This is a genomic window from Pseudomonas sp. LBUM1671, from assembly GCF_059695685.1.
Map to the genome: position 1 here is coordinate 2,514,515 of NZ_CP166782.1, position 25,527 is coordinate 2,540,041.

At 58.2% G+C, this 25,527-nt stretch carries 21 protein-coding genes; 15 read left to right on the forward strand and 6 right to left on the reverse strand.

Annotation, left to right across the window (positions count from 1 at the left end):
- Nucleotides 1–69: 69 nt before the first annotated feature.
- From ACA060_RS11610 to ACA060_RS11625, 4 genes are all read right to left on the reverse strand, one after another.
- On the reverse strand, nucleotides 70–1,119 hold the full coding sequence (locus tag ACA060_RS11610) for a hypothetical protein (RefSeq protein WP_497317345.1): 1,050 nt from the start codon (nucleotides 1,117–1,119) through the stop codon (nucleotides 70–72).
- 50 nt (nucleotides 1,120–1,169) lie between these two features.
- Entirely contained in the window at nucleotides 1,170–2,069 is a 900-nt protein-coding gene (locus tag ACA060_RS11615) for a GIY-YIG nuclease family protein (RefSeq protein WP_497317347.1), read from the reverse strand.
- A 50-nt stretch (nucleotides 2,070–2,119) separates the two neighbouring features.
- On the reverse strand, nucleotides 2,120–3,013 hold the full coding sequence (locus tag ACA060_RS11620) for a TIR domain-containing protein (RefSeq protein WP_497317349.1): 894 nt from the start codon (nucleotides 3,011–3,013) through the stop codon (nucleotides 2,120–2,122).
- A gap of 256 nt (nucleotides 3,014–3,269) precedes the next feature.
- Complete coding sequence (locus tag ACA060_RS11625) at nucleotides 3,270–4,373, reverse strand: DNA alkylation repair protein (RefSeq protein WP_497317351.1); 1,104 nt, start codon at nucleotides 4,371–4,373, stop codon at nucleotides 3,270–3,272.
- 351 nt (nucleotides 4,374–4,724) lie between these two features.
- Here ACA060_RS11625 and ACA060_RS11630 point away from each other — a divergent pair, with 351 nt between their 5' ends.
- The 3 genes from ACA060_RS11630 (at nucleotide 4,725) to ACA060_RS11640 (ending at nucleotide 7,877) form a co-directional block, all read left to right on the forward strand.
- The gene (locus ACA060_RS11630) at nucleotides 4,725–5,636 is read left to right on the forward strand and encodes a LysR family transcriptional regulator (protein ID WP_497317353.1); all 912 of its coding nucleotides are present in this window, start codon (nucleotides 4,725–4,727) and stop codon (nucleotides 5,634–5,636) included.
- Nucleotides 5,637–5,741: 105 nt separating this feature from the next.
- Nucleotides 5,742–6,764, forward strand: a complete 1,023-nt coding sequence (locus tag ACA060_RS11635) for an LLM class oxidoreductase (protein ID WP_497317355.1) — start codon at nucleotides 5,742–5,744, stop codon at nucleotides 6,762–6,764.
- A gap of 21 nt (nucleotides 6,765–6,785) precedes the next feature.
- The gene (locus ACA060_RS11640) at nucleotides 6,786–7,877 is read left to right on the forward strand and encodes an alkene reductase (RefSeq protein ID WP_497317357.1); all 1,092 of its coding nucleotides are present in this window, start codon (nucleotides 6,786–6,788) and stop codon (nucleotides 7,875–7,877) included.
- Between the two features lie 71 nt (nucleotides 7,878–7,948).
- On the opposite strand, the gene ACA060_RS11645 is transcribed toward ACA060_RS11640, so the two are convergent.
- On the reverse strand, nucleotides 7,949–8,560 hold the full coding sequence (locus ACA060_RS11645; RefSeq protein WP_497317359.1) for a glutathione S-transferase: 612 nt from the start codon (nucleotides 8,558–8,560) through the stop codon (nucleotides 7,949–7,951).
- A gap of 76 nt (nucleotides 8,561–8,636) precedes the next feature.
- Nucleotides 8,637–9,557 (reverse strand): MurR/RpiR family transcriptional regulator, encoded by a 921-nt coding sequence (locus ACA060_RS11650; protein WP_109629879.1) that lies wholly within the window; start codon nucleotides 9,555–9,557, stop codon nucleotides 8,637–8,639.
- A 311-nt stretch (nucleotides 9,558–9,868) separates the two neighbouring features.
- On the opposite strand from ACA060_RS11650, the gene ACA060_RS11655 reads away from it, so the two are divergent.
- The 12 genes from ACA060_RS11655 (at nucleotide 9,869) to ACA060_RS11710 (ending at nucleotide 24,976) form a co-directional block, all read left to right on the forward strand.
- Nucleotides 9,869–11,806 (forward strand): bifunctional 5-dehydro-2-deoxygluconokinase/5-dehydro-2-deoxyphosphogluconate aldolase, encoded by a 1,938-nt coding sequence (locus ACA060_RS11655; RefSeq protein WP_497317361.1) that lies wholly within the window; start codon nucleotides 9,869–9,871, stop codon nucleotides 11,804–11,806.
- A 134-nt stretch (nucleotides 11,807–11,940) separates the two neighbouring features.
- Nucleotides 11,941–12,834, forward strand: coding sequence for a myo-inosose-2 dehydratase (iolE, locus tag ACA060_RS11660; RefSeq protein ID WP_497317363.1), 894 nt, complete (start codon nucleotides 11,941–11,943; stop codon nucleotides 12,832–12,834).
- Complete coding sequence (gene iolB / locus ACA060_RS11665) at nucleotides 12,831–13,640, forward strand: 5-deoxy-glucuronate isomerase (RefSeq protein ID WP_497317365.1); 810 nt, start codon at nucleotides 12,831–12,833, stop codon at nucleotides 13,638–13,640. The genes iolE and iolB overlap by 4 nt, the downstream gene beginning before the upstream one ends.
- Nucleotides 13,641–13,670: 30 nt before the next feature.
- Nucleotides 13,671–15,173, forward strand: coding sequence for a CoA-acylating methylmalonate-semialdehyde dehydrogenase (locus ACA060_RS11670; protein WP_497317367.1), 1,503 nt, complete (start codon nucleotides 13,671–13,673; stop codon nucleotides 15,171–15,173).
- Nucleotides 15,174–15,198: 25 nt separating this feature from the next.
- On the forward strand, nucleotides 15,199–16,020 hold the full coding sequence (locus ACA060_RS11675; protein WP_497317369.1) for a TIM barrel protein: 822 nt from the start codon (nucleotides 15,199–15,201) through the stop codon (nucleotides 16,018–16,020).
- A gap of 128 nt (nucleotides 16,021–16,148) precedes the next feature.
- The gene (gene iolD, locus ACA060_RS11680; RefSeq protein WP_497317371.1) at nucleotides 16,149–18,080 is read left to right on the forward strand and encodes a 3D-(3,5/4)-trihydroxycyclohexane-1,2-dione acylhydrolase (decyclizing); all 1,932 of its coding nucleotides are present in this window, start codon (nucleotides 16,149–16,151) and stop codon (nucleotides 18,078–18,080) included.
- Between the two features lie 32 nt (nucleotides 18,081–18,112).
- Nucleotides 18,113–19,123 carry a bifunctional inositol 2-dehydrogenase/D-chiro-inositol 1-dehydrogenase gene (gene iolG / locus ACA060_RS11685; protein ID WP_497317372.1) on the forward strand — a complete coding sequence of 337 codons (1,011 nt, stop codon included), beginning with the start codon at nucleotides 18,113–18,115 and terminating at the stop codon, nucleotides 19,121–19,123.
- A 133-nt stretch (nucleotides 19,124–19,256) separates the two neighbouring features.
- A complete protein-coding gene (locus ACA060_RS11690; RefSeq protein ID WP_497317373.1) occupies nucleotides 19,257–20,309 on the forward strand; it encodes a Gfo/Idh/MocA family protein in 1,053 nt (350 codons plus the stop codon).
- A gap of 156 nt (nucleotides 20,310–20,465) precedes the next feature.
- Complete coding sequence (locus ACA060_RS11695) at nucleotides 20,466–21,392, forward strand: sugar ABC transporter substrate-binding protein (protein ID WP_010459630.1); 927 nt, start codon at nucleotides 20,466–20,468, stop codon at nucleotides 21,390–21,392.
- A gap of 70 nt (nucleotides 21,393–21,462) precedes the next feature.
- Complete coding sequence (locus ACA060_RS11700; protein WP_497317374.1) at nucleotides 21,463–23,028, forward strand: sugar ABC transporter ATP-binding protein; 1,566 nt, start codon at nucleotides 21,463–21,465, stop codon at nucleotides 23,026–23,028.
- Nucleotides 23,029–23,221: 193 nt separating this feature from the next.
- On the forward strand, nucleotides 23,222–24,244 hold the full coding sequence (locus ACA060_RS11705) for an ABC transporter permease (RefSeq protein ID WP_497317376.1): 1,023 nt from the start codon (nucleotides 23,222–23,224) through the stop codon (nucleotides 24,242–24,244).
- A gap of 327 nt (nucleotides 24,245–24,571) precedes the next feature.
- Nucleotides 24,572–24,976, forward strand: coding sequence for a TraR/DksA family transcriptional regulator (locus ACA060_RS11710; protein WP_007907888.1), 405 nt, complete (start codon nucleotides 24,572–24,574; stop codon nucleotides 24,974–24,976).
- Nucleotides 24,977–25,527: the final 551 nt, after the last annotated feature.

The window sequence follows — 25,527 nt, forward strand, 5'->3', positions numbered from 1 at the left end:
TCCCTTTTCGTTTAGAGGAACATATTGTTTTCGTTTGATTTGATAGAGGAAGTTGGGGATGTCAATTTCTTATGATTTAAACTCGGAATTAGGTTGCACAGCTAATTGCCAAAGTGGTAGTTGCTCTCCAGAATATCCATCTGGAATTTTCACGGAGAAGACTTCAGGGTCAACCTTCGCGTCTAAAGCGATGATTTTACTTTCATATACAGTGTGTTCGTTGTAAGCACTAGTCACCATAGAGCTTAGCTCACCCAGTATGGCAAAGCCTTGCTCTTTCTCCCAGGGTACGTCTGGGTAAAACTCATACCTTACAGATTCAACCCTGTCTCCATTCATCTGAGCAACAGGCGTATTTGTAGTCCAGCTACCAAATCGAATTAAATAGAATGCAATGTGTTGTTCTACATTGTTTGTTATTTCGACTCCGGCGCAGTACATTTTGACATCACCAATAGTAATGCTGGCCTGTCCATCCTCAGTGATAATTGCTTCATTCCCTTTCCTAGATATCAACTCAAATGATAGATTTGGGGTGCTACCAATCAACCTGTCGCCGAGAGTGATCATTTCGTTCATCGCATACGCCTCAATAAAATTTGTGGTGTATTTATTTCGATGCGCTGTCATTGAATCCTTGGATAGTAGAACCCACTTATGAATTCTGGAGAAATATATTGCGAATTTTACAGCGGTTCCCTGTAATGCTGCATAATTTTCTAAGCGCTCAACGTAATCCTTTCGAAACTCGTAGTCATCTTTTGGGTTTTCGTGATGACAGTTTTTAACTTCAACTAGAAATCTTCTGCCATCCTTCAGAGTTATCGAATAATCAGGAGCTTGAATCGGTTTTCCGGCTGCGAATATATTTCCGCTATCTTCCTGTTTGATCATGGCGCATTTGCCGAGCGCTCCTGCAATATGCGCAAATAGGGCTTCTACACGTTTACCATGGATCATGTTCATGTTTTTCAGCGAGGATTTAAGTGAGATTCCAAATTTCGCTATAAAATCGTTAATATCCTCTTCAATATCGATATTATAATCATTGTCGCGGCTAACAGCCGAAAACAGTTCAATTGGATCAAATTTCAAAGGATTTCTGGATAGACGTTTCAATTAAATGCCGCTCCTTGTTTACTAACAATCAGGCGTTTCTTCTAAAGTGATCAATCTATAATTGGTGCTATTGTGGAGTCTTCCATTTCTTTAAGTGTTCTACCATCAACAGAGTACCAACTTTGCGGTCCGCTCCGTGAAGTTCCTGCGATGAATGCCGCTGCGTAACTCGAAGAACTCATAAGTACGTCTTCAGCAAGATATAAATGGTCACCGTTATCAACAAGTCTGCCATCTTCCAGTAATTGTTCCTTCATCTTGACTAGCTTCCCGCTGAGACTATCAGTGTTGATCTTCGATGCTGCGGACCCTTTTTTGAGTACAAATCCTTCGTCAGTCTGCACCCCATGCGCAACAAGCTTGTGAACTGTAAAGGTTAGCTCTTCACTGGATGCGTCGGGTGGAGGAGTGGATGCCGCAACCAATGGGATAGGTTTGTTTTGAATAAGAGGCTCTAGGATTGGATAGCCTAGTGTCCCTAATACTAATCGAATGTCCTCTAGAAGCTCATCCATAGCCTCGCGCTCGGCCCGTGGGAGGCTGGATTTCGTAGGCGTATTTCCGTTCTCTAACTTGTAGCGATCAGCGGTTTTAGCCAATGCTTCGAGTTTTGATTCAAGATATTTTATATGCGACTTAGTTAAATTTTCGTCCTTGCTTGTGAATATCGCTACGTCATTCCAGAATTCTTTTTTTCGATCATGTGTTAAGAGGCGATCTGCAACGTTCTCAGACTCTCCTATATATGCAAGTGGCTTCGAGTCACCTAAACGCGCTTCGAAAAGAAAGTAAACTCCAGGCTTGGAAGTTTCGGGCCAGTGCTTGAGTTCATCAAGGCGACTTCTCGGGCACGCCACTGTTTGCCCTGTGCGATTAACTATCTCTGCGTGCCGAATGCCGGCGGCAGTTGCATCTGGAAGAAAAATACGGACAGATTTCCCATATGGCATATATGTGTCTCTCTAGCAACTTACGGAAAAGATAATGGGGGATACTAGGTTCACTGCCAAAGCTTGTTGGCATCAAAATCCAGTTTCGCGGCTTTCAGTTCTTTCACCAGTTTTGTCTGCCAACCATCTGCTGAATCCATCTCGGTATAGATCACGCCATACAGGTCTGAGGGGATTTCAACATGACCTTTACGCAAAAGACATACACGGCCTCTGCCCAACTTTCCGGCAAAAAAGCCAAGCTCAAAAATGACGTTTTGTCGAGCTCTAGGATCCGGAATATCCGACTTTGCGGATTTAGCTAAATCGTCAGGCGTTAACAACACGACAGCAAAACCGACATCATCCGCCGAGTCCTCGAATTTCTCGATAATGGTTCGCCCTTGGTCAGGCTGCTCCTTAAGGATAATGGCTTCTAGACCCAGCTTTTCGAGGAAGCGAGCAAGGCCTTGTAGTGCCGCGTCATCGTGACCATGCACCACAAATACACGGCGTGACAGAATTGGCGTTTTGGGACTTACCGTAGGCTCAGGTTCACTGTCGAGTACATGATCAGCAAGATCTTCCCTCAGAGTACGCTGCGCCTCTGCAAGCATAAGTATCGATTGCTGAATATTATTCTGAGTACCTGTCACGTAATGCTGCCTAAGCGGGTAGTCATGCGAGTAGTACCCAGGGAAAAAATGCAGTGTTGCTGCGCCTCCTAAACGGTCGAAAACCGATGTGTTTTCGCCAAAACACCGCTCTAAGGTGTCTTTGATTGCGGCCGAAAGGGCCGATAACTTTGGAGAGTCACCCTCATCGTTGAGTTCTGACGCATCGAAATTTCTCAACTCAGTGATGCGATCTTGGAGACGTTGAATCCCCCGCTCAATTTGGTCTGGGGCCAACTTCAGTTTGGGAGCAAATCCAGTAGTGCCGGTCGGAGATTTAGCGCGGGCCATCGGGTAAATCCTTTTTTATCCAATGTGTGATAACGGGCATATTAAACATTTGATGACAACAAGGTAAGCGAACTGAATTCTCGTTGTTTTTGGGTCGCTGTGAATGGCCTATTTTGGCCAATTGCTGCCCGTCGCGAAGCCCTGCAATCGAGCCGTAACGGACGACATAAATGGCAGATTTTTTTTCTAATATAGTGGCAGGTCAGGCTTGGCACCATCGCCGCCAAGCTTCGCTCCTATAGGAAAACGGCGTATTTTAGGCGAGGATTTCGAATGAGGTGCTGGCCAGCCGTTCCCCGTTCACCAGAATATGCACTGCGTGTTTGCCCACATAGTGCTTCCGAGTAGTCAGCTCCTTGATCTGCTGCCCACGACTAACCCGTTCAGTCGCCCCACCAGCCAACGTCAACGCCTTCAGCTTGAACACCTTCGCCGAAGTGCTGCCATTGGCTTTGACGTAATCAATTGCATAATCAATCACCAGCCGCTGACTCTCCGCCACTGTGGATTTCACCGCAAACGACAACGTTATCTTCTCCCCCAACCGAATCACCGCCGGCTCAACCTTCACCCCAACAATCTCAACCTCCGCTTTACCACTCGCCCCAATAATCGCCAGCGCCCGCTGATTCCCCTGCTTGATCAAACTACGCAACGCATGCTTCGCAATCCACGCGGTGTGCTTGTTCTCCAGCGACCACCCCTCAATCAAGTCCAACACCCACTCCGGATGGTCCTTGGTAATGTCATTCAGGTGATTGGCCACGGACTTGCGCACGTAAAGGCTGTCATCCGCCTTGAGGTTGTCGAGAATCGCCGCCGCCAATGTCGGGTCGCTCTGAATCTGTTCCAACCGAAACGACCACGGCAAGCGCGGTCGACTGCCTTCACTGGCCAGGCGCCGAACATGCTCATTCTCATCCCGAGACCATGCCTGCATCAGCGCCAATGACCGCTGCAGATCGCTACGCAGAAAATACCGAATCGCAAATTCCGCTGAGCCAAACGCGGTGAAGTATTTGAGCGCGTCCATCGATTGCTCGAAGTCATGCGCGCCATACATCGCCACGTAGTGCGGCAGCGAGATGCTGACGAAGCCGCTGTTGAGGCGGGGGGCGAGGGCGCGCAGGACTTCGAGGGATTGGTTGTAGTCCAGCGGGAGCACGGCGTGCAGGCATTCGCTGACGCGGGCCATGCGTTGCATGATCGACAGGTCGGCGAGGCCGTCGTTGGCCATTTTCAGGAAGGCTTTGGCGTTGAAGGCCGGGTAGACCGCCGTCATTTCGGTGGCGATGTGCTTGAGGCGTTCGGCGTTGAAGATTTCCTTCAGCGCCGGGGCAGGTTGTTCGGCGGCGGTCATGGTCGGGTCCGTTCGAGGGGGCCGGTCAGGTTATCGGGGTACTGATGAAAGCCTCAAGCTTTTCTGTCTGCGCGGCGAATTCCGTGATAGTGGCGGGCTCACGGGTCAAATCATTCCCCAGGGGATCGACGTTCGTTGACGCTGACGATGGACGCTCGGGCCGGTTCGGGAGGGGAGTTGAGTGGGTCCATACGGACGGTGCCTGTGAAGTACGCTTCAGGGGCTTTTATCGATGGTTGCGAGCCTGCGCGCTTGAGGATCATGATCCGGTCCTATTGATAAATGAACAGGAAATTTTATGGGCCTCACGCTCCGCATACACTCTCTGCATGTCCTGGAGTAAAGCGACCCATGGAAGCCAACCGTTTTGGTGACATCGCTGCATTTGTCGGCGCCGTAAAGGCTGGAAGCTTTACCGCGGCGGCGGCCTCTCTCGGTCTGACCCGGTCGGCGGTGGGAAAAAGCATAGTTCGCCTGGAAAGCCGGATGGGCGCACGGCTTCTCAATCGCACGACGCGCAAACTGAGCCTGACGGACGAGGGGCAGGTGGCCTATGAGCGCTGGCGTCAGATTCTCGAAGATCTGGATGAAGTGGAAGCGACCATGGCCTTGCGTCGTGGGCGGCCCACCGGGACCTTTAAGCTCACGGCACCGCTGTCCTTTGGTCAGCGCCACATTCTGCCGATTCTGGATGCTTATCTGAAGCAGTGGCCTGAACTGCGGGCGGATGTCTGGTTTACCGATCGCTTTGTTGATCTGGTCGAGGAGGGCATCGACATCGCCATACGAATTGGCATGCCCAAAGATGACTCCCAATTATTTACCCGTACCGTGGCTTGGCAGCAATTCGCGACGTGTGCATCGCCTGCTTATCTGGCCCAACGCGGCGTGCCGCAAACGCCCGATGACCTTGTCGGGCATGACACCATCGCTTTGTTCGGTGGCGAGCGGCCGACCGTCTGGCGTTACCAGACACCTGCCGGCCTTCATCTTTACGAACAGCCGGGGCGACTGAACATCGACAGTTCAGAAGCCACGCGCGAAGCGGCGCTGGCAGGCATCGGCCTGATTCATCTGCCGACCTACATTACGGGTAACGACCTGCGCGATGGCACGTTAGTGGAAGTGTTGAAACCCTATCGCGCACCTCCTGATCCCATCAGAGTCGTCTACACCAGCAAGCGTCACCTGTCCCCCCGCGTTCGCAGGTTTATTGACCTGTTGATCGAGCGTTGGGAAACAGGCGTGCCGTGGGAAAGATAGCGATATTGGGGACTCAGCGGACCGTGTAACGGTCGTGAACTGCTGTTTATCCAGCCTGGGGAATCAATAAATATGTCAGTCATCGTCACTCACGGGACTGCCATCATGACTACCGCCACACACTTCTCGCCGCCAGCTCAACCTGCGACTTTACTGACTGCCCATCCTTCGCTTGAGCGCCATCCCGGGTTTCAACGCTTGTTTAAACCGCAGGCGCTCACGATTGGCCTGATTTTGCCCCTCGAAACCCACCCGGGCCGACCAGCGCCGACCATGCGTGATCACGTGGAGATGGCGCAACGCGCCGAAGCGCTGGGCTTTGGTGCCTTGTGGATGCGCGACATACCTTTCTACGACCCGGATTATGGCGATGTGGCGCAGATCTTTGAGCCGCTGGTCTACATCGGTTACCTGGCCGCCGCCACCCGCAGCATTGTCCTGGGCACCACGGGTATTGTGCTGCCGACCCGTGATCCGATGTATCTGGCCAAGCAAGCGACGTCCCTCGATCAACTCAGTGAAGGTCGCCTGGTGTTGGGACTGTCCTCGGGTGATCGATACAGTGATTACCCGATGCTGGGCATCGATTATGAATCCCGTGGCGATCGCTACCGTGATGCTTTTTCGGTGTTTCGAACCCTGATCGAGCAGAGCTTTCCGCGTTTCCGCTCCGAGCGATTCGGTGGCTCACACGGAAACCTGGACCTGGTGCCGAAAGCGCCGTATGGCCGCGTCCCGTCAATTGCTGTCGGCCAGGCGCAACAGAGCGTTGAATGGTTGGCTCAGCACCTTGATGGCTATCTTGCCGGCGTCCAAAGCCCGGAGCGGTTGGCATCGTTGGGCGAGAGCTGGCACGCCGCCGTGCAGGAGGCCGAGAACCGCAACGCTTTCAAACCGTTGGGCCTGGGTGGCTATTTCGACCTCAGCGATAACCCGGATCAGCCATTCCAGCGCATCCAGGGCGGCTTCCGGGCAGGGCGCAACGGCCTGCGCAATTACCTGGAGCACGCGCAATCTGCCGGTGTCTCGCATATCGCGCTCAACCCCAAGGTCAGCCGTCAACCCTATGGCGAAATCCTCGACGAACTCGGCGAGTACGTTCTGCCGTACTTCCCGTCACATGCCTGAGATCACGCGGAGGAATCACTCATGTCATCACTTTTCGAATCTTATGACCTTGCGGGTCAGCAGTTGCCCAATCGCATCGTCATGGCGCCGATGACCCGCGCTCGCGTCGAGGGCACCGTGCCCTCTGAAGACATGGCGACCTATTACGCCCAGCGCGCCGGAGCCGGCCTGATCATCAGTGAAAGCGCGCAGGTGTCTCCACAGGGACGCGGCTACCTGTATACCCCGGGGATCCACAGCGCAGCGCAAATTGAAGGCTGGAAGCGCGTGACTGATGCGGTTCATCAAGCCGGGGGACGCATGTTCCTCCAGCTCTGGCATGTGGGGCGCGTCTCGCATTCTTCCTTGTTGGACGGACGCTCACCTGTCGCGCCTGTGGCCATGCCCGCCGGTCAAACGCTGGTGCATGCCTACGACAGCGACGGCAAGCCTGCGCAAGTTCCGGTGAGTACGCCCGTGGCGTTGGATGCCGAGGGGATCCGGCAGGTCATTGCAGACTTTCGCCTTGCCTCGGCCAATGCCCTGTCGGCAGGTTTTGACGGCGTCGAAATTCACGCCGGCAACGGGTATCTGTTTGAACAGTTCATCAACGGCGGCTTCAACACGCGTGGAGACCGTTACGGTGGTGCACCGATCGCGAATCGCCTGCGATTGCTGCTTGAGACGGTCGATGCGGTGAGTGCGCAGATCGGCAGTGCGAAGGTGGGTGTGCGCGTGTCGCCTTTCGCCCACTTGGCGGATCTGCACCCGTTCGATGGCGAAGAGGCCACTTGGCTCGCTCTGGCCGGAGCACTGTCGCAACGCCAGATTGCCTACATGCATGCGAGCCATCTCGGCACGGCGGACTTTCAAAAAGACTTCCGCGCAGCTTACGACGGCACCTTGATGGTGTCGGGCGGGTTCACCCTTGAAACCGCGCAGCAGGCCATCGAAGAAGGATTAAGCGACCTGGTGGTTTTTGGCCGGCCGTTTATAGCCAATCCCGATCTGGTCAATCGCTTGCGCCATGGCTGGCCACTGGCCGAAGCGGGAAGGGAGGCTTACTACGGCGGGGGAGCGCATGGCTACATCGATTATCCCGCGTACTCGTCGCCAGTCGCAGAAAGTGCATAGTGGACCCGTCGTGCAGCGCCGGGGCAGGTTGTTCGGCGGCGGTCATGGTCGGGTCCGTTCGAGAGCGCCGGTCAGGTTATCGGGGTACTGATGAAGGCCTCAAGCTTTTCTGCCTGCGCGGTGAATTCGGCGATGCGTGGGAAGCGCGAGGCGTCGACTTGGTCCGGGGTGACGAGGTTGGTGAAGCTCCAGGCGACGGCGAGGGTGATGCCGTCTTGTCCGATCAAGGCACCGTTTGCCAGAGGCTGTTTTTCCAGCTCGCGCTCAAGCGCTGAATAGGCGGCGGCGAGTTGGCCTTCGACGCGCTCAACCCAAGGCTGGTATTGAATTTCGGCGGGGCGCAGGTTGCGTTCGTAGTAAAGCTGCACGGACTTTTCGCACGCTGCCAAGCCGAGGCCGATCAAGCGCCATGCGCGCAGTCGTTGCTTGAGGTCGCCGGGCATCAGGCTTTTGCCGGGGCCGGCCAGGGCTTCGAGGTAGTCGATGATCAGTGTCGAGTCGATCAACACTTCGCCGTCGTCCAGCACCAGGGTCGGGGCCTTGACCACGGGGTTGATCTGCTGGAAGTGCTCGAAGTGGCGGAACACGGAAACCGATTCGTGCTCCAGGTCGATGCCCAAATGCTTGGCGGAAATGGCCACGCGCCGCACGTAGGGCGAATCCAGCATGCCGATCAGTTTCATTGCGCCGCTCCTTCAGGTGTCCATGTCGGGATGGACTACCTTAGCTGAGGTTCGGCGACCTGCAAACGGCGCGGGGCTAATCCTCGAAACCGACCTGTTCGTGAATCTCGTCAACCTTCAGTTCCAGGCGATAGGCCACGGCGATGAACAGCGCCTGGCACAGGCACAACGTCGCGCTTAGCGAGCGGAAGGCGAACGAGCTGCCTTCGTTGACCAGTAGCACGGTGTTGGCGCGTTTGGCCAGGGGCGAGAGGTTGCTGTCGGTGATGATCAGGGTTTTCGCCTGGTTGTGCTGGGCGATGCGCAGGCAGTGTTGGGTTTCTTTGCCGTACGGGGTGAAGCTGATGGCGATGACCAGGTCATTGGCGCGCACGCTGCGCATCTGCTCGCGGTAGCTGCCGCCGAGGCCGGAGACCAGATGGATGCGCTTGTTGGTGTGTTGCAGGTTGTAGACCAGGTAATCGGCCACGGCGAAAGAGCGGCGCACGCCGACCACGTAGATGTTGTCGGCATTGACCACCAGGTCCACGGCTTTGTCGAAAGCCTCGTCATCGAGTTCCTGCCCCAGTCGCTCGATGCCGGACAGGGTCGCGTCGATGCACTCGCGGGCGAGGTCGCCGCCGCTGGCTTTCTGCGATTTGTTGGCGATCATGCTGCGAATGCGCTGCTGGTAGTTCTGCACCGGCGTGGTCTTGTGCGTGTACGCCTCGCGGAACAGGGCCTGCATTTCGCTGAAACCGCTGAACCCGAAGCGCTGGGAAAACCGCACGATGGCCGACGGGTGGACTTCGCACTCGCGGGCGATGTCGCTGATGCGGTCGACCATGATCCGGTCGCTTTGCTGGCTCATGTAGCTGGCGATGCGTTTGAGCTGGCGCGGCAGGCTTTCGTATTCGTTGGTGATCAGCTGCAGCAGACGCTCGGCATTGATCGGGGGGCTGACGAGATCGCTGTCGGGCGTGCTCTCGGTCGTAGCCGGCTGATCGGTGCGGGACATAAGGAATCCTTCTGGCTTGTTCTTATAGGGCTGACTTGCGTGTCATCCCCTGACAATAGGTTGGCTGTGCGCAGTCTACAGGGTAGGCCGGAATAAAATCTTGAGCTTGCGGCCGGCGTGAGGTTTGCTGAAACGATGCACTGTGTCTGGAATGCTTTTGTAAAAGTTTATTGGAAAAAATATTCCACGTAAAAATTATTTGGAATAATTATTGATTGTTCGGTCCCGGTCGTTTTAGTCTGCATCCCACCAAGAGCGTTCGGCGCCTGAAACGCCCCGAACGCAGGCTGATAAAAATAACAGGAGCCAGCATGGGCCAGACTCGTTTTGCCAGTGGGCGTCAATTGGATCTGATTTGCCTGGGGCGCCTTGGCGTCGACCTCTATGCGCAGCAAGTCGGGGCGCGGCTGGAAGATGTTTCAAGCTTCGCCAAATACCTTGGCGGGTCGTCCGCCAACATCGCGTTCGGCACCGCACGGCTGGGCCTGAAATCGGCGATGTTGAGCCGGGTAGGGGACGACCACATGGGTCGGTTCCTGCTGGAATCCCTGGCCCGCGAAGGCTGCGACGTCAGCGGCGTCAAGGTTGATCCGGAACGCCTGACCGCCATGGTCCTGCTCGGTCTCAAGGACCGCGAAACCTTTCCTTTAGTCTTCTACCGCGAAAACTGCGCCGACATGGCGCTGCGGACCGAGGACATCAGCGAGGCCTTTATTGCCTCCAGCAAAGCCTTGCTGATCACCGGTACCCATTTCTCCACCGACGGCGTCTACAAGGCGAGCATCCAGGCGCTGGATTACGCCCAGAAGCACAACGTCAAACGCGTGCTGGATATCGACTATCGCCCGGTGCTGTGGGGGCTGGCCGGCAAGGCTGATGGCGAGACGCGATTCGTCGCCGATCAGAATGTCAGCCAGCATGTGCAGAAAATCCTGCCGCGTTTTGATCTGATTGTTGGCACTGAAGAAGAGTTTTTGATTGCTGGCGGTTCGGAGGATTTGCTCACGGCGTTGCGTAATGTCCGGCGTTTGAGTGATGCAACGTTAGTGGTGAAGCTCGGGCCGCAGGGTTGCACGGTGATTCACGGGGTGATTCCGGTGCGCCTTGAAGACGGGGCGATTTACCCTGGCGTTCGGGTGGAAGTGCTCAACGTGTTGGGGGCCGGCGATGCGTTTATGTCGGGCTTCCTCAGTGGTTGGCTGGAGGATGCCAGTGACGAGCGCTGCTGCCAGTTGGCCAATGCTTGCGGCGGTCTGGTGGTGTCGCGCCATGCCTGCGCCCCGGCGATGCCGACCCGCGCTGAACTTGATTATCTGTTCAATAGCCCGGTGCCGATTACCCGGCCGGATCAGGACGCGGTGTTGCAGCGGCTGCACCAGGTCAGTGTGCCGCGCAAACAGTGGCGGCAGCTGTTCATCTTTGCCTTTGATCATCGTGGGCAACTGGTGGAATTGGCGCACAAGGGTGGTCGTGACCTGAACGCGATCTGCGAACTCAAGCAACTCTTTATCAAAGCCGTGGAGCGGGTTGAAACCGATTTGCGTGAGCAAGGGATCGATGCGGATGTCGGGTTGCTGGCTGATCAGCGCTTTGGTCAGGACTCGCTGAATGCCGCTACCGGTCGTGGCTGGTGGGTGGCGCGGCCGGTGGAAGTGCAGGGCTCGCGGCCGTTGGCGTTTGAACATGGGCGCTCGATTGGCAGCAACCTGATTGCCTGGCCGCAAGAGCAGATCATCAAGTGCCTGGTTCAATTTCATCCCGATGACGAGCCTTTGCTGCGCCTGGAGCAGGAAGCGCAGATCAAGGGTTTGTATCAGGCCTCCCAAGTCAGTGGGCATGAACTGCTGCTGGAAATCATCCCGCCGAAGGATCATCCGTCGACCCACCCGGACGTGCTGTATCGCGCGCTGAAGCGCCTCTACAACCTCGGCATTTACCCAGCATGGTGGAAGATCGAAGCGCAGAGTGCCGAGGAGTGGAAGCAGCTTGATGAGCTGATTCAGGAGCGCGACCCGTATTGCCGTGGCGTGGTGCTGCTTGGGTTGAATGCGCCGGCGTCTGCGCTGGCCGAAGGGTTTCAGCAAGCGAGCCAGAGCCAGACATGCCGAGGTTTCGCCGTGGGCCGCACGATATTCCAGGAACCGAGCCGCGCATGGCTGGCGGGTGAAATCGACGATGAGGCACTGATCCGCCAGGTGCAGGACACCTTCGTCGAACTCATCAACGCCTGGCGCACCGCCCGCGCATGACGCAACACCGCGTTATCGTTCTTCGCGGGCAAGCCTCGCTCCTACGGTATTGCGGTGATTTGTAGGAGCGAGGCTTGCCCGCGAAGACGGCCTCAGACCCAACGGAAATTTAAAAAACAACAAAAGGTGCAGCCATGCCCGCTATCCGAATTGGCATCAACCCGATCTCCTGGAGCAACGACGACTTGCCGTCCCTCGGTGGCGAGACGCCGCTGAGCACTGCGTTGAGCGAAGGCAAGGAGATCGGTTACGAAGGTTTCGAACTCAACGGCAAATTCCCCAAGGATGCCAAAGGCGTCGGTGACGTGTTGCGGCCGTACGATCTGGCGCTGGTGTCGGGCTGGTATTCCAGTCGTTTGGCCCGCCGTTCCGTGGCCGAGGAAATCGACGCCATCGGCAGCCATGTCGAGCTGCTGGCGAAGAACGGCGCCAAAGTGCTGGTTTACGGTGAAGTGGCGGACTCGATCCAGGGCCAGCGTATTCCCTTGGTCGAACGCCCGCGTTTCCACACCGAGCAGGCCTGGCAGGAGTACGCCGACAAGCTCACCGAACTGGCGCGTTTCACCCTGTCCCAAGGCGTGCGCCTGGCGTATCACCACCACATGGGCGCTTACGTCGAATCCCCGGCCGACATCGACAAACTGATGGCGTTGACCGGTAGCGAAGTCGGTCTGCTGTTCGATTCGGGCCATTGCTACATGGGCGGCGGCGAGCCGTTGCAGGTGCTGCGCAAAAACATCGAGCGCATCTGCCACGTGCATTTCAAAGACGTGCGCAAACCGGTGGTGCAACTGGCGCGCAACAACCTGTGGAGCTTTCCGGACTGCATCATCAACGGCACTTTTACCGTGCCCGGCGATGGCGACATCGACTTCGCCGCGCTGCTCGACGTGTTGCTGGCCAACGATTATCACGGCTGGCTGGTGGTCGAGGCCGAGCAGGATCCGGCCGTGGCACCGAGCTACGTCTACGCGAAAAAAGGCTACGACACCTTGCGGGCGTTGCTCGACGAGAGGATTGCCTCATGAGCCTGCTAATTAAAAGCAACGCCCGTGGCCGGACCATGGTCGAGTTGGGCCAGGGAGAATTGGAGTACGTCGGCTTCGCCGCTTACCGCTTGAGTCTGGGCGAAACCTTGCCGGTGGCGGCGGGCGAAAAAGAACTGTGTCTGGTGCTGCTCAGCGGTCGCGTCAGCATCAAGGGCGAAGCGCCGGGGCAGGGCGCCTTCGACTGGGACAACCTCGGCGATCGCCAGTCGGTGTTCGAAGACAAATCACCGTTCGCTGCTTATCTGCCACCAGGCAGCCAGGCGCAAGTCGTTGCGTTGAGCGATGTGCAGATCGCCGTCTGCGCCGCACCGGGCTCAGCCGAAAAGGGCCTTGGTCCACGGCTGATCAAACCCGACACCATGAAACGCAGTGTGCGTGGCAAGGGCGCCAACACCCGTTATGTCTGCGACATCCTGCCGGACACCGAGCCCGCCCATTCGCTGCTGGTGGTGGAAGTGCGCACGCCGTCGGGACACTCGTCGAGCTACCCGCCGCACAAGCACGACACCGACGATCTGCCGCACCAGAGCTTTCTCGAAGAAACCTATTACCACCAGATCAACCCGCCCCAAGGCTTCGTGTTCCAGCGCGTCTACACCGACGACCGCAGCATCGATCAAGCCATGGCCGTGGAAAACAGCGACCTCGTGGTCGTGCCCAAGGGCTATCACCCGGTCAGCGTGCCGTATGGCTACGAGTCGTATTACCTGAACGTGATGGCCGGCCCGAAACGCGTCTGGCAGTTCCATAACGATCCGCAGCACAGTTGGCTGCTTGATCTCTGAATCTCACTTTCTGCACGGAGAACAAGAACAATGAGCAACGCCCCGGTCATCGGCCATTACCTCGACGGTCAAGTGCAAGACAGCGGCAGCGAGCGGTTCAGCAATGTCTTCAACCCGGCGACCGGCGAGGTGCAAGCGCGCGTCGGGCTGGCCAGTCAGAAAACCGTCGATGACGCCGTTGCCTCGGCCCTGAAAGCATTCCCGGCCTGGTCCGAGCAATCGTCCTTGCGCCGTTCGCGGGTGATGTTCAAGTTCAAGGAACTGCTCGACCGTCATCACGATGAACTGGCGGAAATCATCAGCCGCGAACACGGCAAGGTATTCTCCGACGCAAAGGGCGAAGTCACCCGTGGCATCGAAATCGTCGAATACGCCTGCGGTGCGCCGAACCTGCTGAAAACCGAGTTCAGCGACAACATCGGCGGCGGCATCGACAACTGGAACCTGCGCCAGCCACTGGGCGTGTGCGCCGGGGTCACGCCGTTCAATTTCCCGGTGATGGTGCCGCTGTGGATGATCCCGCTGGCGTTGGTCACCGGTAACTGCTTCATCCTCAAACCCTCCGAGCGCGACCCGTCCGCCAGTTTGCTGATGGCCCGCTTGCTGACCGAAGCCGGGTTGCCGGACGGCGTGTTCAGCGTGGTCCAGGGCGACAAGACCGCCGTCGATGCGCTGTTGCAACACCCGGACATCGAGGCGATTTCCTTTGTCGGCTCGACGCCGATTGCCGAGTACATCCACCAGCAAGCCACCTCGCGCGGTAAGCGGGTTCAGGCGCTGGGCGGGGCGAAGAATCACATGATTGTCATGCCCGATGCGGATCTGGATCAGGCCGCAGACTCCTTGATCGGCGCGGCTTACGGCTCGGCCGGCGAGCGCTGCATGGCGATCTCGATTGCCGTGGCGGTGGGCGATGTTGCTGACCAGCTGATTGCCAAACTGCTGCCGCGCATCGATCAGCTCAAGGTCGGCAATGGCATGCAGGGCGACAGCGACATGGGGCCGTTGGTGACGGCCGAACACAAGGCCAAGGTCGAAGGCTTCATAGATGAAGGCGTGGCCCAAGGCGCGCAGCTGATTGTCGACGGTCGCGGGTTCAAGGTGCCGGGCGCGGAGAACGGCTTCTTCGTCGGCGCGACGCTGTTCGATAACGTCACCACCGAAATGAGCATCTATCAGCAAGAGATCTTCGGCCCGGTGCTGGGCATCGTCCGCGTCCCGGATTTCGCCAGCGCCGTCGCTTTGATCAACGCCCACGAATTCGGCAACGGCGTGTCGTGTTTCACCAGCGACGGCGGCATCGCCCGCGCGTTTGCTCGCACCATCAAGGTCGGCATGGTCGGCATCAACGTGCCGATTCCGGTGCCGATGGCCTGGCACTCGTTCGGCGGCTGGAAGCGTTCGCTGTTTGGCGACCATCACGCCTATGGCGAAGAAGGCATCCGCTTCTACAGCCGCTACAAAAGCGTGATGCAGCGCTGGCCCGACAGCATCGCCAAGGGCCCTGAATTCAGCATGCCGACAGCCAAATAATTCACCTGTGCGGAGAACAACAATAATGAGCAAGCCCCTGCGTTTCGCCCTGAACCGTATGGTCGCCCCACGTTTGTCACTGCCCGCGTTCATCGACCTGGCGGTGGCCCTCAAGGCCGATGCCATCGAGATTCGTAACGACCTTAAAGGCGTCGAGATCGAAGACGGTACTTCGGCCGAGCATGTCCGTGAATTGTGCGTGGCCCAAGGCATCACCGTGCTGTCGATCAACGCGCTGTATCCGTTTGATGTGTGGAGTGACGAGCGCCGGGTTCAGGCCTTGAAACTGGCGGCTTATGCCCGGGATTGCGGCGCGCAGGGTTTGGTCATGTGTCCGCTGAATGATCGTACCGATACGCGCAACGAAGCCGAACGCGCCGCCGGCTTGCGCACCGCGTTGAGTGAACTGGCGCCGATCCTGCGCGATCACGGCATCCTCGGTTTCATCGAACCGCTGGGTTTCGAGGAGTGCTCGCTACGGCTTAAACATACGGCGGTGGACGCGATCAAGGCTGTCGGTGGGCTGGATGTGTTCCGCTTGGTTCACGACACCTTTCACCATCACCTTGCCGGCGAGTCCGAGTTTTTTCCCGAGTTGACCGGGCTGGTGCACATCTCTGGCGTGGAGGATGCCGAGGTGCCGCTGGCGACCATTCGCGACGGCCATCGCGTGCTGGTGGGCGAGGGCGACATTCTTGGCAACGCCGCGCAGATCGACACCTTGCTCAGCAGCGGTTACAGCGGCTACCTGTCGTTCGAACCGTTTGCCGACAGCGTCCATGACCTGCCGAATATCCAACAGGCCCTCGGCGCAAGCATGGATCACCTGCAAAATTCCCAAGATTAATGAAGATCCCTGTGGGAGCGGGCTTGCCCGCGATAGCGATCTACCTGACACATCAATGTTGAATGTACTGCCGCCATCGCGGGCAAGCCCGCTCCCACAGGTTTTTTTGGTGTATTGAAGGATCGGTTATGACCACAACAAGACTGACCATGGCCCAGGCCCTGGTGAAATTCCTCGATAACCAGTACATCGAGGTCGACGGGGTCCAGAGCAAATTCGTCGCCGGGATCTTTACCATTTTTGGCCACGGCAACGTGCTCGGCCTGGGTCAAGCCCTGGAGCAGGACAGCGGCGACCTGATCGTCCATCAGGGCCGCAACGAGCAAGGCATGGCCCATGCCGCCATCGGTTTCGCCAAGCAACACCTGCGGCGCAAGATCTACGCCTGCTCCTCATCCGTCGGCCCGGGCGCGGCGAACATGCTGACCGCCGCCGCGACGGCCACCGCCAACCGTATTCCCTTGCTGTTGTTGCCCGGTGATGTCTACGCCTGCCGCCAGCCGGACCCGGTGCTGCAACAGATCGAGCAGTTCCACGACCTGAGCATCAGCACCAACGACGCGTTCAAGGCCGTGAGCAAATACTGGGACCGCATCAACCGCCCCGAGCAGTTGATGACCGCGGCGATCCACGCCATGCGCGTGCTCACTGACCCTGCCGAAACCGGCGCCGTGACCCTGGCCTTGCCGCAAGACGTGCAAGGCGAGGCCTACGACTATCCTGATTACTTTCTGCAAAAACGCGTGCACCGCATCGAGCGTCGTCCGGCCACCGAAGCGATGCTCGGCGATGCCTTGGCGCTGTTCAAAGGCAAGCGCAAACCGCTGATTATCTGCGGTGGCGGGGTTCGTTATTCCGGTGCCAACGAAGCGTTGCAGGCGTTTGCCGAGCGTTTCGATATTCCCTTCGCTGAAACCCAGGCCGGCAAGAGTGCGGTGGTGTCCAGCCATCCGTTGAACGTCGGCGGGATTGGCGAAACCGGGTGTTTGGCGGCGAATCTGCTGGCCAAAGAGGCGGACCTGATCATCGGCATCGGCACCCGCTACAGCGATTTCACCACCGCGTCGAAATCTCTGTTCCAGCATCCGGACGTGCAGTTTCTCAACCTCAATATCAGCCCGTGCGATGCCCTGAAACTGGATGGCGTGCAACTGCTGGCGGATGCGAAAGCCGGTTTGCAGGCCTTGACCGATGCCTTGGGCGATTACCGTTCCGCGTGGGGCGATCAACCGCGCCAGGCCAAGGCGCAACTGGACGAGGAGGTCGATCGTCTCTATCAGGTCGAGTACCAGACCCAAGACTTCTCCCCGGAAATCAACGACCACATGGACCCGGCGGTCCTGCGTGAATTCATCGAGCTGACTGGCTCCTGCCTGACCCAGAGCCGCGTGCTCGGCGTGCTCAACGAAACCCTCGCCGACGACGCCGTGATCGTCGCCGCCGCCGGCAGTCTGCCCGGTGACTTGCAGCGCAGCTGGCGCAGCAAGGGCGTGAACACCTATCACGTCGAATACGGTTATTCCTGCATGGGTTACGAGGTCAACGCCGCACTGGGCGTGAAGCTCGCCGAGCCGGGTCGCGAGGTCTATGCGCTGGTCGGCGACGGCTCTTACATGATGCTGCACTCGGAGCTGGCGACCTCGATCCAGGAGCGACGCAAGATCAACGTGGTGCTGCTGGACAACATGACCTTCGGCTGCATCAACAACTTGCAGATGGGCAACGGCATGGACAGCTTCGGCACCGAATTCCGTTTCCGCAATCCGGACACCGGTAAGCTCGATGGCGGTTTTGTGCCGGTGGATTTCGCCATGAGCGCGGCGGCCTACGGCTGCAAGACTTACAAAGTGAACACCGCTGACGAGCTGAAAGCCGCGCTGGCGGATGCGCGCTTGCAGACGGTGTCGACGCTGATCGACATCAAGGTCCTGCCCAAAACCATGATTCACGGCTACCTGTCGTGGTGGCGGGTCGGCGTGGCGCAAGTCTCCACCAGCGCCCGCACCCACGCGGTGGCCAAGACCCTGAATGAACGACTGGCCAAGGCCCGTCAGTACTGATTGCCCTGAATCGAACAATAAGGAGTCCTTACATGTCATTAAAGTTAGGCGTCATCGGTACCGGGGCCATCGGCCAGGACCACATTCGTCGTTGCAGCCAGACCTTGCTCAACAGCCAGGTGGTCGCTGTCACCGACATCAATTTGCAGCAAGCGGTCAAGGTCGTTGCCGACCTGAAGCTGACCGCCGAGGTCTACCCGGACGGCCTGGCGCTGATCAACGCGCCAGAAGTCGAAGCGATCCTCGTCACCTCCTGGGGGCCGAGCCACGAAGCGTTTGTATTGGCGGCGATTGCGGCGGGTAAACCGGTGTTCTGCGAAAAACCCTTGGCCGTCACCGCTGAAGGTTGCCGCAACATCGTCGAAGCCGAAGTGGCCCACGGCAAGCGCCTGGTGCAAGTGGGTTTCATGCGCCCCTATGACGAAGGGTATCGCGCCCTCAAATTGGTCATCGACAGCGGCCAGATCGGCGAACCGCTGATGCTCCATTGCGCGCACCGCAACCCGACCGTGGGCGAGAATTACAAGACCGACATGGCGATCACCGACACGCTGATCCATGAACTCGACGTGCTGCGCTGGTTGCTCAATGACGATTACGTGTCGGTGCAAGTAGTTTTTCCACGCAAGAGCAGCAAGGCCCTCGCACATTTGAAAGACCCGCAGATTGTGTTGCTGGAAACCGCCAAGGGCACGCGGATCGATGTGGAAGTGTTCGTCAATTGCCAGTACGGCTACGACATTCAATGCGAAGTGGTGGGGGAGACCGGCATCGCCAAACTGCCTGAGCCTTCGCAGGTTCAACTGCGCAGCGGGGCGAAGCTGTCCAACGCGATTTTGATGGACTGGAAGGATCGCTTCATTGCCGCCTACGACGTTGAGTTGCAGGCGTTCATCGATGGCGTGCGTGCCGGGCAAGTGGGCGGTCCGTCGGCATGGGACGGCTTCGCCGCTGCCGTCGCCGCAGATGCCTGCATCGAAGCCCAAAACAACGGCCAGATCGTAAAAGTCGCACTCCCTGACCGCCCCCATTTCTACGGCTAACCAAAAAACCTGTGGGAGCGGGCTTGCCCGCGATAGCGATCCGTCAGTCACATAGACGTTGAATGTGCTGCCGTCATCGCGGGCAAGCCCGCTCCCACAGGGACTGTGTTCTATTTATAAGGAGAATCCATTCATGCGCATCGGACTTGTCGGCTACGGCCACGGCGGCCGGTTTTTCCATGCTCCGCTGATCAGCAGCCTCCCAGCAACGACGTTCGTGGGCGTGGTCACTCGCTCCCCGGAACGCCGACAACTGCTGGCGACTGAGCACCCGAGCGTACCGGCCTTCGACAGCATCGGCCAACTGGTGGAGGCCGGGATCGATGTGCTGGTGGTGTCCACGCCGCTCAAGGGCCGTCCGGCACTGGTGCTCGATGGCATCGAGCACGGTGTGGCGGTGGTCAGCGACAAACCGTTCGCCGCCGATGCGCAGCAAGCCCACACCCTGATCACCATGGCCGAGCGCCAGGGCGTACAGCTCAGCGTCTACCAGAACCGCCGCTGGGACTCGGATTTCCTCACCGTGCGCAAACTCATCGAGTCCGGCGCCCTGGGCCACGTCACCCGTTTCGAATCGCGGATCGAGCGTTACTCGCCGCAATCGGTCAACAACGGCAGCGGCGGTGGCTTCCTTCGCGATCTCGGCAGCCATCTGGTGGATCAGGCGATGCTGCTGTTCGGCCCGGTAACCCGGGTTTATGCCGAACTGGATTGCCTGGAAAAAGGCCAGACCTACGACAACGGCTTCTTTATGTCCCTGACCCACGCCAACGGGGTGGTCTCGCACCTGGGTGGCAGTTGCCTGCAAAACACCCCGGGCCCGCGTTTTCGCGTGACGGGCACCCAAGGTTGTTACAGCGTCGATGGCCTGGACGGGCAGGAAGCTTCAGCGCTCGCCGGGCTCTCGCCGAAATCCGAGGGTGAGCGCTGGGGCGTGGAGGAGCATCGGCGCTGGGGCTGGTTCGAACAGGGCGAAGTGCGCGAGCGGGTTCCCTCGGAGCGCGGGTGCTGGAACCAGTTCTATTTGCAGTTACAAACCGCGTTACAGAGCGGTGGCCCACTGCCTGTGGAAGCCCGTGATGCACTGGCGACCACCCGCGTTCTAGACGCTGCGCGGTTGAGTTTCGAACGGCGTCAGGTGGTGGAATTGAGCACGTTTGAGAGCCATGGAACAAAATCAGAATAAAATTCTAAAATGAGTTGATATAGAAATAATATTCCAATAAAGTCATTTCCAGCGAACTGCCTCTCGCTCGTTTTCTCAGCTTTCCCGCTTGCCTGCTTACTGAAAATCGTCACGCCTCATCCATAAAACCAACAAGAATGTGGAGAAAGACTTTTCATGAAGACCAAGATCCGTTTTGCCTCACTGGCCTTGTCCCTGATGTTCGCCAGTGGCGCTGCCCTCGCCGACATGAAGATCGGCGTCAGCATGTCCCAGTTCGATGACACCTGGCTGACCTACCTGCGCGAATCCATGGACAAGAAGGCCAAGTCCTACCCCGATGGCGTGCAGCTGCAATTCGAAGATGCCCGCAGCGACGTGGTCAAGCAGTTGAGCCAGGTCGAAAGCTTCATCAGCCAGAAAGTCGATGCCATCGTGGTCAACCCGGTGGACACCGCCGCCACCAAGAAAATCACCGAAGCCGCCGTCAAGGCCGGCATCCCGCTGGTCTACGTCAACCGTCGCCCGGATGACCTGAAGCTGCCCAAAGGCGTGGTCACGGTGGCCTCCAACGACCTGGAGGCCGGTGAAATGCAGATGCAATACCTGGCCGACAAAATGGGCGGCAAGGGTGACATCGTGATTCTGTTGGGCGACCTCGCGAACAACTCCACTACCAACCGCACCAAAGGCGTCAAAGAGGTGCTGGCCAAATACCCGAACATCAAGATCGAACAAGAACAGACCGGCACCTGGCTGCGGGATAAAGGCATGACCCTGGTCAACGACTGGCTGACCCAGGGCCGCAAGTTCGATGCGGTCGTGGCCAACAACGACGAGATGGCCATTGGTGCCGCGATGGCCCTGCAACAGGCTGGCGTCGACAAGGGCAGTGTGCTGATCGCCGGTGTCGACGGTACGCCGGACGGCTTGAACGCGATCAAGAAAGGCAGCCTGGCGGTCTCGGTGTTCCAGGACGCGAAAGGCCAGGCCGACGGCTCCATCGACACGGCAGTGAAAATGGCCAAAAACGAGCCGGTTGAACAGGCCGTATGGGTGCCATATCGCTTGATCACTCCGCAAAACGTCGACACGTTCAAATAGCTCGTCTGCCCCATAACAACAATAAGCACGCAAGGTCGCCACCGCGACCTTGCTGATGGAGTACCTGATCATGTTCGCTTCAGCGACTGCTTCAAGCACCCCGTTGGTGGGTATCCAGCCAACCGCAACACCTGTCGATGAGCCGTACCTGCTGGAGATCATCAACGTCAGCAAGGGGTTTCCCGGTGTGGTGGCGTTGTCCGACGTGCAGCTGCGGGTTCGCCCCGGCTCCGTGCTGGCGCTGATGGGCGAGAACGGCGCGGGCAAATCGACCCTGATGAAAATCATCGCCGGCATCTACCAGCCGGACGCAGGCGAACTGCGCCTTCGGGGCAAACCGGTGGTGTTCGACACGCCGCTGGCCGCGCTCCAGGCCGGGATCGCGATGATCCACCAGGAACTCAACCTGATGCCGCACATGAGCATCGCCGAGAACATCTGGATCGGCCGCGAGCAGCTCAACAGCCTGCACATGATCGACCATCGCGAGATGCACCGCTGCACCGCGAAATTGCTCGAACGTCTGCGGATCAACCTCGACCCGGAGGAGCAGGTCGGCAACCTGAGCATCGCCGAACGGCAGATGGTCGAGATCGCCAAGGCAGTGTCCTACGACTCCGACATCCTGATCATGGACGAGCCGACCTCGGCCATTACCGACAAGGAAGTCGCGCACCTGTTCTCGATCATTGCCGACCTCAAGAGCCAGGGCAAAGGCATCATCTACATCACTCACAAAATGAACGAAGTGTTCGCCATCGCCGATGAAGTGGCGGTGTTCCGTGACGGCGCCTACATCGGCCTGCAACGGGCCGACAGCATGGACGGCGACAGCCTGATTTCGATGATGGTCGGCCGCGAGTTGAGCCAGTTGTTTCCGGTGCGCGAAAAACCCATCGGCGATCTACTGCTGTCGGTGCGCGACCTCAAGCTGGAGGGGATTTTCAAAGGCGTGTCCTTCGACTTGCATGCCGGCGAGATTCTCGGCATCGCCGGGCTGATGGGCTCGGGCCGCACCAACGTTGCCGAAGCGATTTTCGGCATCACTCCTAGCGACGGTGGCGAGATTCGCCTCGATGGCGAAGTGGTGCGCATCAGCGATCCGCACATGGCGATCGAAAAGGGCTTCGCCTTGCTGACCGAGGACCGAAAACTCAGCGGCCTGTTTCCGTGCCTGTCGGTGCTGGAAAACATGGAAATGGCAGTGCTGCCGCATTACGCCGGCCACGGCTTCATCCAGCAGAAAGCTTTACGAGTCTTGTGCGAAGACATGTGCAAGAAGCTGCGGGTGAAAACCCCGTCGTTGGAACAATGCATCGACACCTTGTCCGGCGGCAACCAGCAGAAAGCCTTGCTGGCGCGCTGGCTGATGACCAATCCACGGATCCTGATCCTCGACGAGCCGACCCGCGGCATCGATGTCGGCGCCAAGGCCGAGATCTACCGGCTCATTTCCTACCTCGCCAGCGAAGGCATGGCGGTGATCATGATTTCTTCGGAACTGCCGGAAGTGCTCGGTATGAGCGACCGGGTGATGGTCATGCACGAGGGCGACCTGATGGGCACCCTCGACCGCAGCGAAGCGACCCAGGAACGAGTCATGCAACTGGCCTCGGGGATGTCCGTACGCCATTGAATCAAGGGTGAGCAGAGTCCAGGGGTGAACCGGGATTCTGTGGCGAGGGAGCTTGCTCCCGCTGGGCTGCGAAGCAGCCCCAATGTCTCGGACATACCGTAGAACTGGCGAGCGCTACGCACTCGAGCGGGAGCAAGCTCCCTCGCCACAGGTATGTAGTCGATGCCGGAATTCATTAGAAGGGTGAGTGGTTATGAACGCAATTCTGGAAAACAAGCCAGCAACGGCACCGGTCAAGAGTCGCCGGCGCTTTCCGACCGAGTTAAGTATTTTCCTGGTGCTGATTGGTATCGGCCTGGTCTTCGAAGTGTTTGGCTGGATCGTGCGCGACCAGAGCTTCCTGATGAACTCCCAGCGCCTGGTGCTGATGATCCTGCAAGTGTCGATCATCGGCCTGCTGGCGATTGGCGTGACTCAGGTAATCATCACCACGGGGATCGACCTTTCCTCCGGTTCGGTGCTGGCGCTGTCGGCGATGATCGCTGCCAGTCTGGCGCAGACCTCGGATTTCTCCCGGGCGGTGTTTCCGTCGCTGACTGACTTGCCGGTGTGGATTCCGGTGATCGTCGGGCTCGGCGTAGGACTGCTGGCGGGCGCGATCAACGGCAGCATCATTGCCATCACCGGGATTCCGCCGTTCATTGCCACCCTCGGCATGATGGTCTCGGCGCGTGGCCTGGCGCGCTACTACACCGAAGGCCAGCCAGTGAGCATGCTCTCGGATTCCTACACGGCCATCGGACATGGCGCCATGCCAGTGATCATTTTCCTGGTGGTCGCAGTGATCTTTCACATCGCCCTGCGCTACACCAAGTACGGCAAGTACACCTACGCCATCGGCGGCAACATGCAGGCGGCGCGCACCTCGGGGATTAACGTCAAGCGTCATTTGGTGATTGTCTACAGCATCGCCGGGTTGCTGGCGGGCCTGGCGGGCGTCGTGGCCTCGGCGCGTGCCGCGACCGGGCAGGCGGGGATGGGCATGTCTTATGAGCTGGACGCGATTGCCGCGGCGGTGATCGGCGGCACCAGCCTGGCCGGTGGCGTCGGGCGCATCACTGGCACCGTGATCGGCGCGTTGATACTCGGGGTGATGGCCAGCGGGTTTACCTTTGTCGGGGTTGATGCGTATATTCAGGACATCATCAAGGGAATGATTATTGTGGTGGCGGTGGTGATCGACCAATACCGCAACAAGCGTAAACTCAAGCGCTGAGTCGTAGAACAGACAGCCAATGCGCCACGCCTGACCCGCGTGGCGCAGCCGTTTGTCTTCTCTATACAGCCGCTCGATTGAATTTCTTGCTATAAACGCACTCCGATAACCACCGCAAAGACTGCCATAGAGCACTTTCCGGGCTTTGTCGGACAAATTCGCTGTCTTTTCAGTTGCTGAGGCCTCAAGTCGGCCTTAGACTGCCGGCCCTCGTAAATTGAGTGCCGGGTGGCGCTTGGAATAAACGGCGCCTTTCCGATGGCCAGACCTGGTCCGCCGGAATGCTCCCTAATTCGCCTTAATGCACGTTTTTTTATAGAGATATCAATGACAAAGGACAAGTTGCTGGCCATGCCGGCGGATGACTACATGAATGCCGAGCAACATGCTTTCTTCTCCGAGCTGTTGCAGAACATGAAAGTCGAAACCCATGAGCGCATCGAACAGAACCGCATCGCCATCGAGAGCCTGGACACTCCAGCCGATCCGGCCGACGCTGCTTCTGTTGAAGAAGAGCGCACCTGGCTGGTGAACGCGATCGATCGCGACCAGCGCATGCTGCCTCAGTTGGAACAGGCTCTGGAACGCATCAAAGAAGACAGCTTCGGCTGGTGCGACGACAGCGGCGAGGCCATCGGCCTGAAACGCCTGCTGATCAGCCCGACCACCAAGTACTGCATCGAAGCTCAAGAGCGTCACGAACAGATCGACAAGCACCAGCGTCAGGCCTGATTTCGTAGCGCCCCGCATCGCGGGCAATCCCGCTCCCACGGTTCACGATGAACCTGGAGTGAGGCTTGCCCGCGATGCTTTTTGCTGTCTGCGAAAACCTCAAGCACTTCTATTGATCTGCTGCAACGCCCACTACTAATGGACCATAGATAATGGCCCTGTAGTGGCGTTTAATGCATGCACAACAATTAGAAGGTTCATGGGGTGACGAAGATGACGAGAGACGGATCTCTGGTTGCGGCAGTGCCTGCACCAGTGTTTTTGCCGAAAAACCCTTGGCTGACGCCAACCCTGCAAAGCGTCGCCCTGATGCTCTTGCTGTGCGGCATGGCGCTGGGTGGCTGGTCGCTTTACCTTTGCCTGCCACTGGCGGTGCTGGTGATCTGGCTGCCTCGACTGCGCACGCGCGCCACTCCCGAAGCAACGGCTGTCGACGGCGCCTGCGCCATCGCCGAGTTGACTCGCGATCTTTCCTACACCACCAGTCATAACGCCTTGTCGGCCGCAGGCGTCGCCTTTTCGGTCAAGCAACTGGCGGACAAACTGCAATC

What these genes read in the sequence shown, in the direction of transcription:
- ACA060_RS11700 (WP_497317374.1), top strand. Translation starts at nt 21,463, where the DNA reads ATGTTCGCTTCAGCGACTGCTTCAAGCACCCCGTTGGTGGGTATCCAG.
- ACA060_RS11705 (WP_497317376.1), top strand. Translation starts at nt 23,222, where the DNA reads ATGAACGCAATTCTGGAAAACAAGCCAGCAACGGCACCGGTCAAGAGT.
- ACA060_RS11620 (WP_497317349.1), bottom strand. Translation starts at nt 3,013, where the DNA reads ATGGCCCGCGCTAAATCTCCGACCGGCACTACTGGATTTGCTCCCAAA.
- iolE (WP_497317363.1), top strand. Translation starts at nt 11,941, where the DNA reads ATGCCCGCTATCCGAATTGGCATCAACCCGATCTCCTGGAGCAACGAC.
- ACA060_RS11695 (WP_010459630.1), top strand. Translation starts at nt 20,466, where the DNA reads ATGAAGACCAAGATCCGTTTTGCCTCACTGGCCTTGTCCCTGATGTTC.
- ACA060_RS11675 (WP_497317369.1), top strand. Translation starts at nt 15,199, where the DNA reads ATGAGCAAGCCCCTGCGTTTCGCCCTGAACCGTATGGTCGCCCCACGT.
- ACA060_RS11630 (WP_497317353.1), top strand. Translation starts at nt 4,725, where the DNA reads ATGGAAGCCAACCGTTTTGGTGACATCGCTGCATTTGTCGGCGCCGTA.
- iolB (WP_497317365.1), top strand. Translation starts at nt 12,831, where the DNA reads ATGAGCCTGCTAATTAAAAGCAACGCCCGTGGCCGGACCATGGTCGAG.
- ACA060_RS11650 (WP_109629879.1), bottom strand. Translation starts at nt 9,557, where the DNA reads ATGTCCCGCACCGATCAGCCGGCTACGACCGAGAGCACGCCCGACAGC.
- ACA060_RS11670 (WP_497317367.1), top strand. Translation starts at nt 13,671, where the DNA reads ATGAGCAACGCCCCGGTCATCGGCCATTACCTCGACGGTCAAGTGCAA.
- ACA060_RS11655 (WP_497317361.1), top strand. Translation starts at nt 9,869, where the DNA reads ATGGGCCAGACTCGTTTTGCCAGTGGGCGTCAATTGGATCTGATTTGC.
- ACA060_RS11635 (WP_497317355.1), top strand. Translation starts at nt 5,742, where the DNA reads ATGACTACCGCCACACACTTCTCGCCGCCAGCTCAACCTGCGACTTTA.
- ACA060_RS11615 (WP_497317347.1), bottom strand. Translation starts at nt 2,069, where the DNA reads ATGCCATATGGGAAATCTGTCCGTATTTTTCTTCCAGATGCAACTGCC.
- ACA060_RS11640 (WP_497317357.1), top strand. Translation starts at nt 6,786, where the DNA reads ATGTCATCACTTTTCGAATCTTATGACCTTGCGGGTCAGCAGTTGCCC.
- ACA060_RS11645 (WP_497317359.1), bottom strand. Translation starts at nt 8,560, where the DNA reads ATGAAACTGATCGGCATGCTGGATTCGCCCTACGTGCGGCGCGTGGCC.
- iolG (WP_497317372.1), top strand. Translation starts at nt 18,113, where the DNA reads ATGTCATTAAAGTTAGGCGTCATCGGTACCGGGGCCATCGGCCAGGAC.
- iolD (WP_497317371.1), top strand. Translation starts at nt 16,149, where the DNA reads ATGACCACAACAAGACTGACCATGGCCCAGGCCCTGGTGAAATTCCTC.
- ACA060_RS11690 (WP_497317373.1), top strand. Translation starts at nt 19,257, where the DNA reads ATGCGCATCGGACTTGTCGGCTACGGCCACGGCGGCCGGTTTTTCCAT.
- ACA060_RS11710 (WP_007907888.1), top strand. Translation starts at nt 24,572, where the DNA reads ATGACAAAGGACAAGTTGCTGGCCATGCCGGCGGATGACTACATGAAT.
- ACA060_RS11625 (WP_497317351.1), bottom strand. Translation starts at nt 4,373, where the DNA reads ATGACCGCCGCCGAACAACCTGCCCCGGCGCTGAAGGAAATCTTCAAC.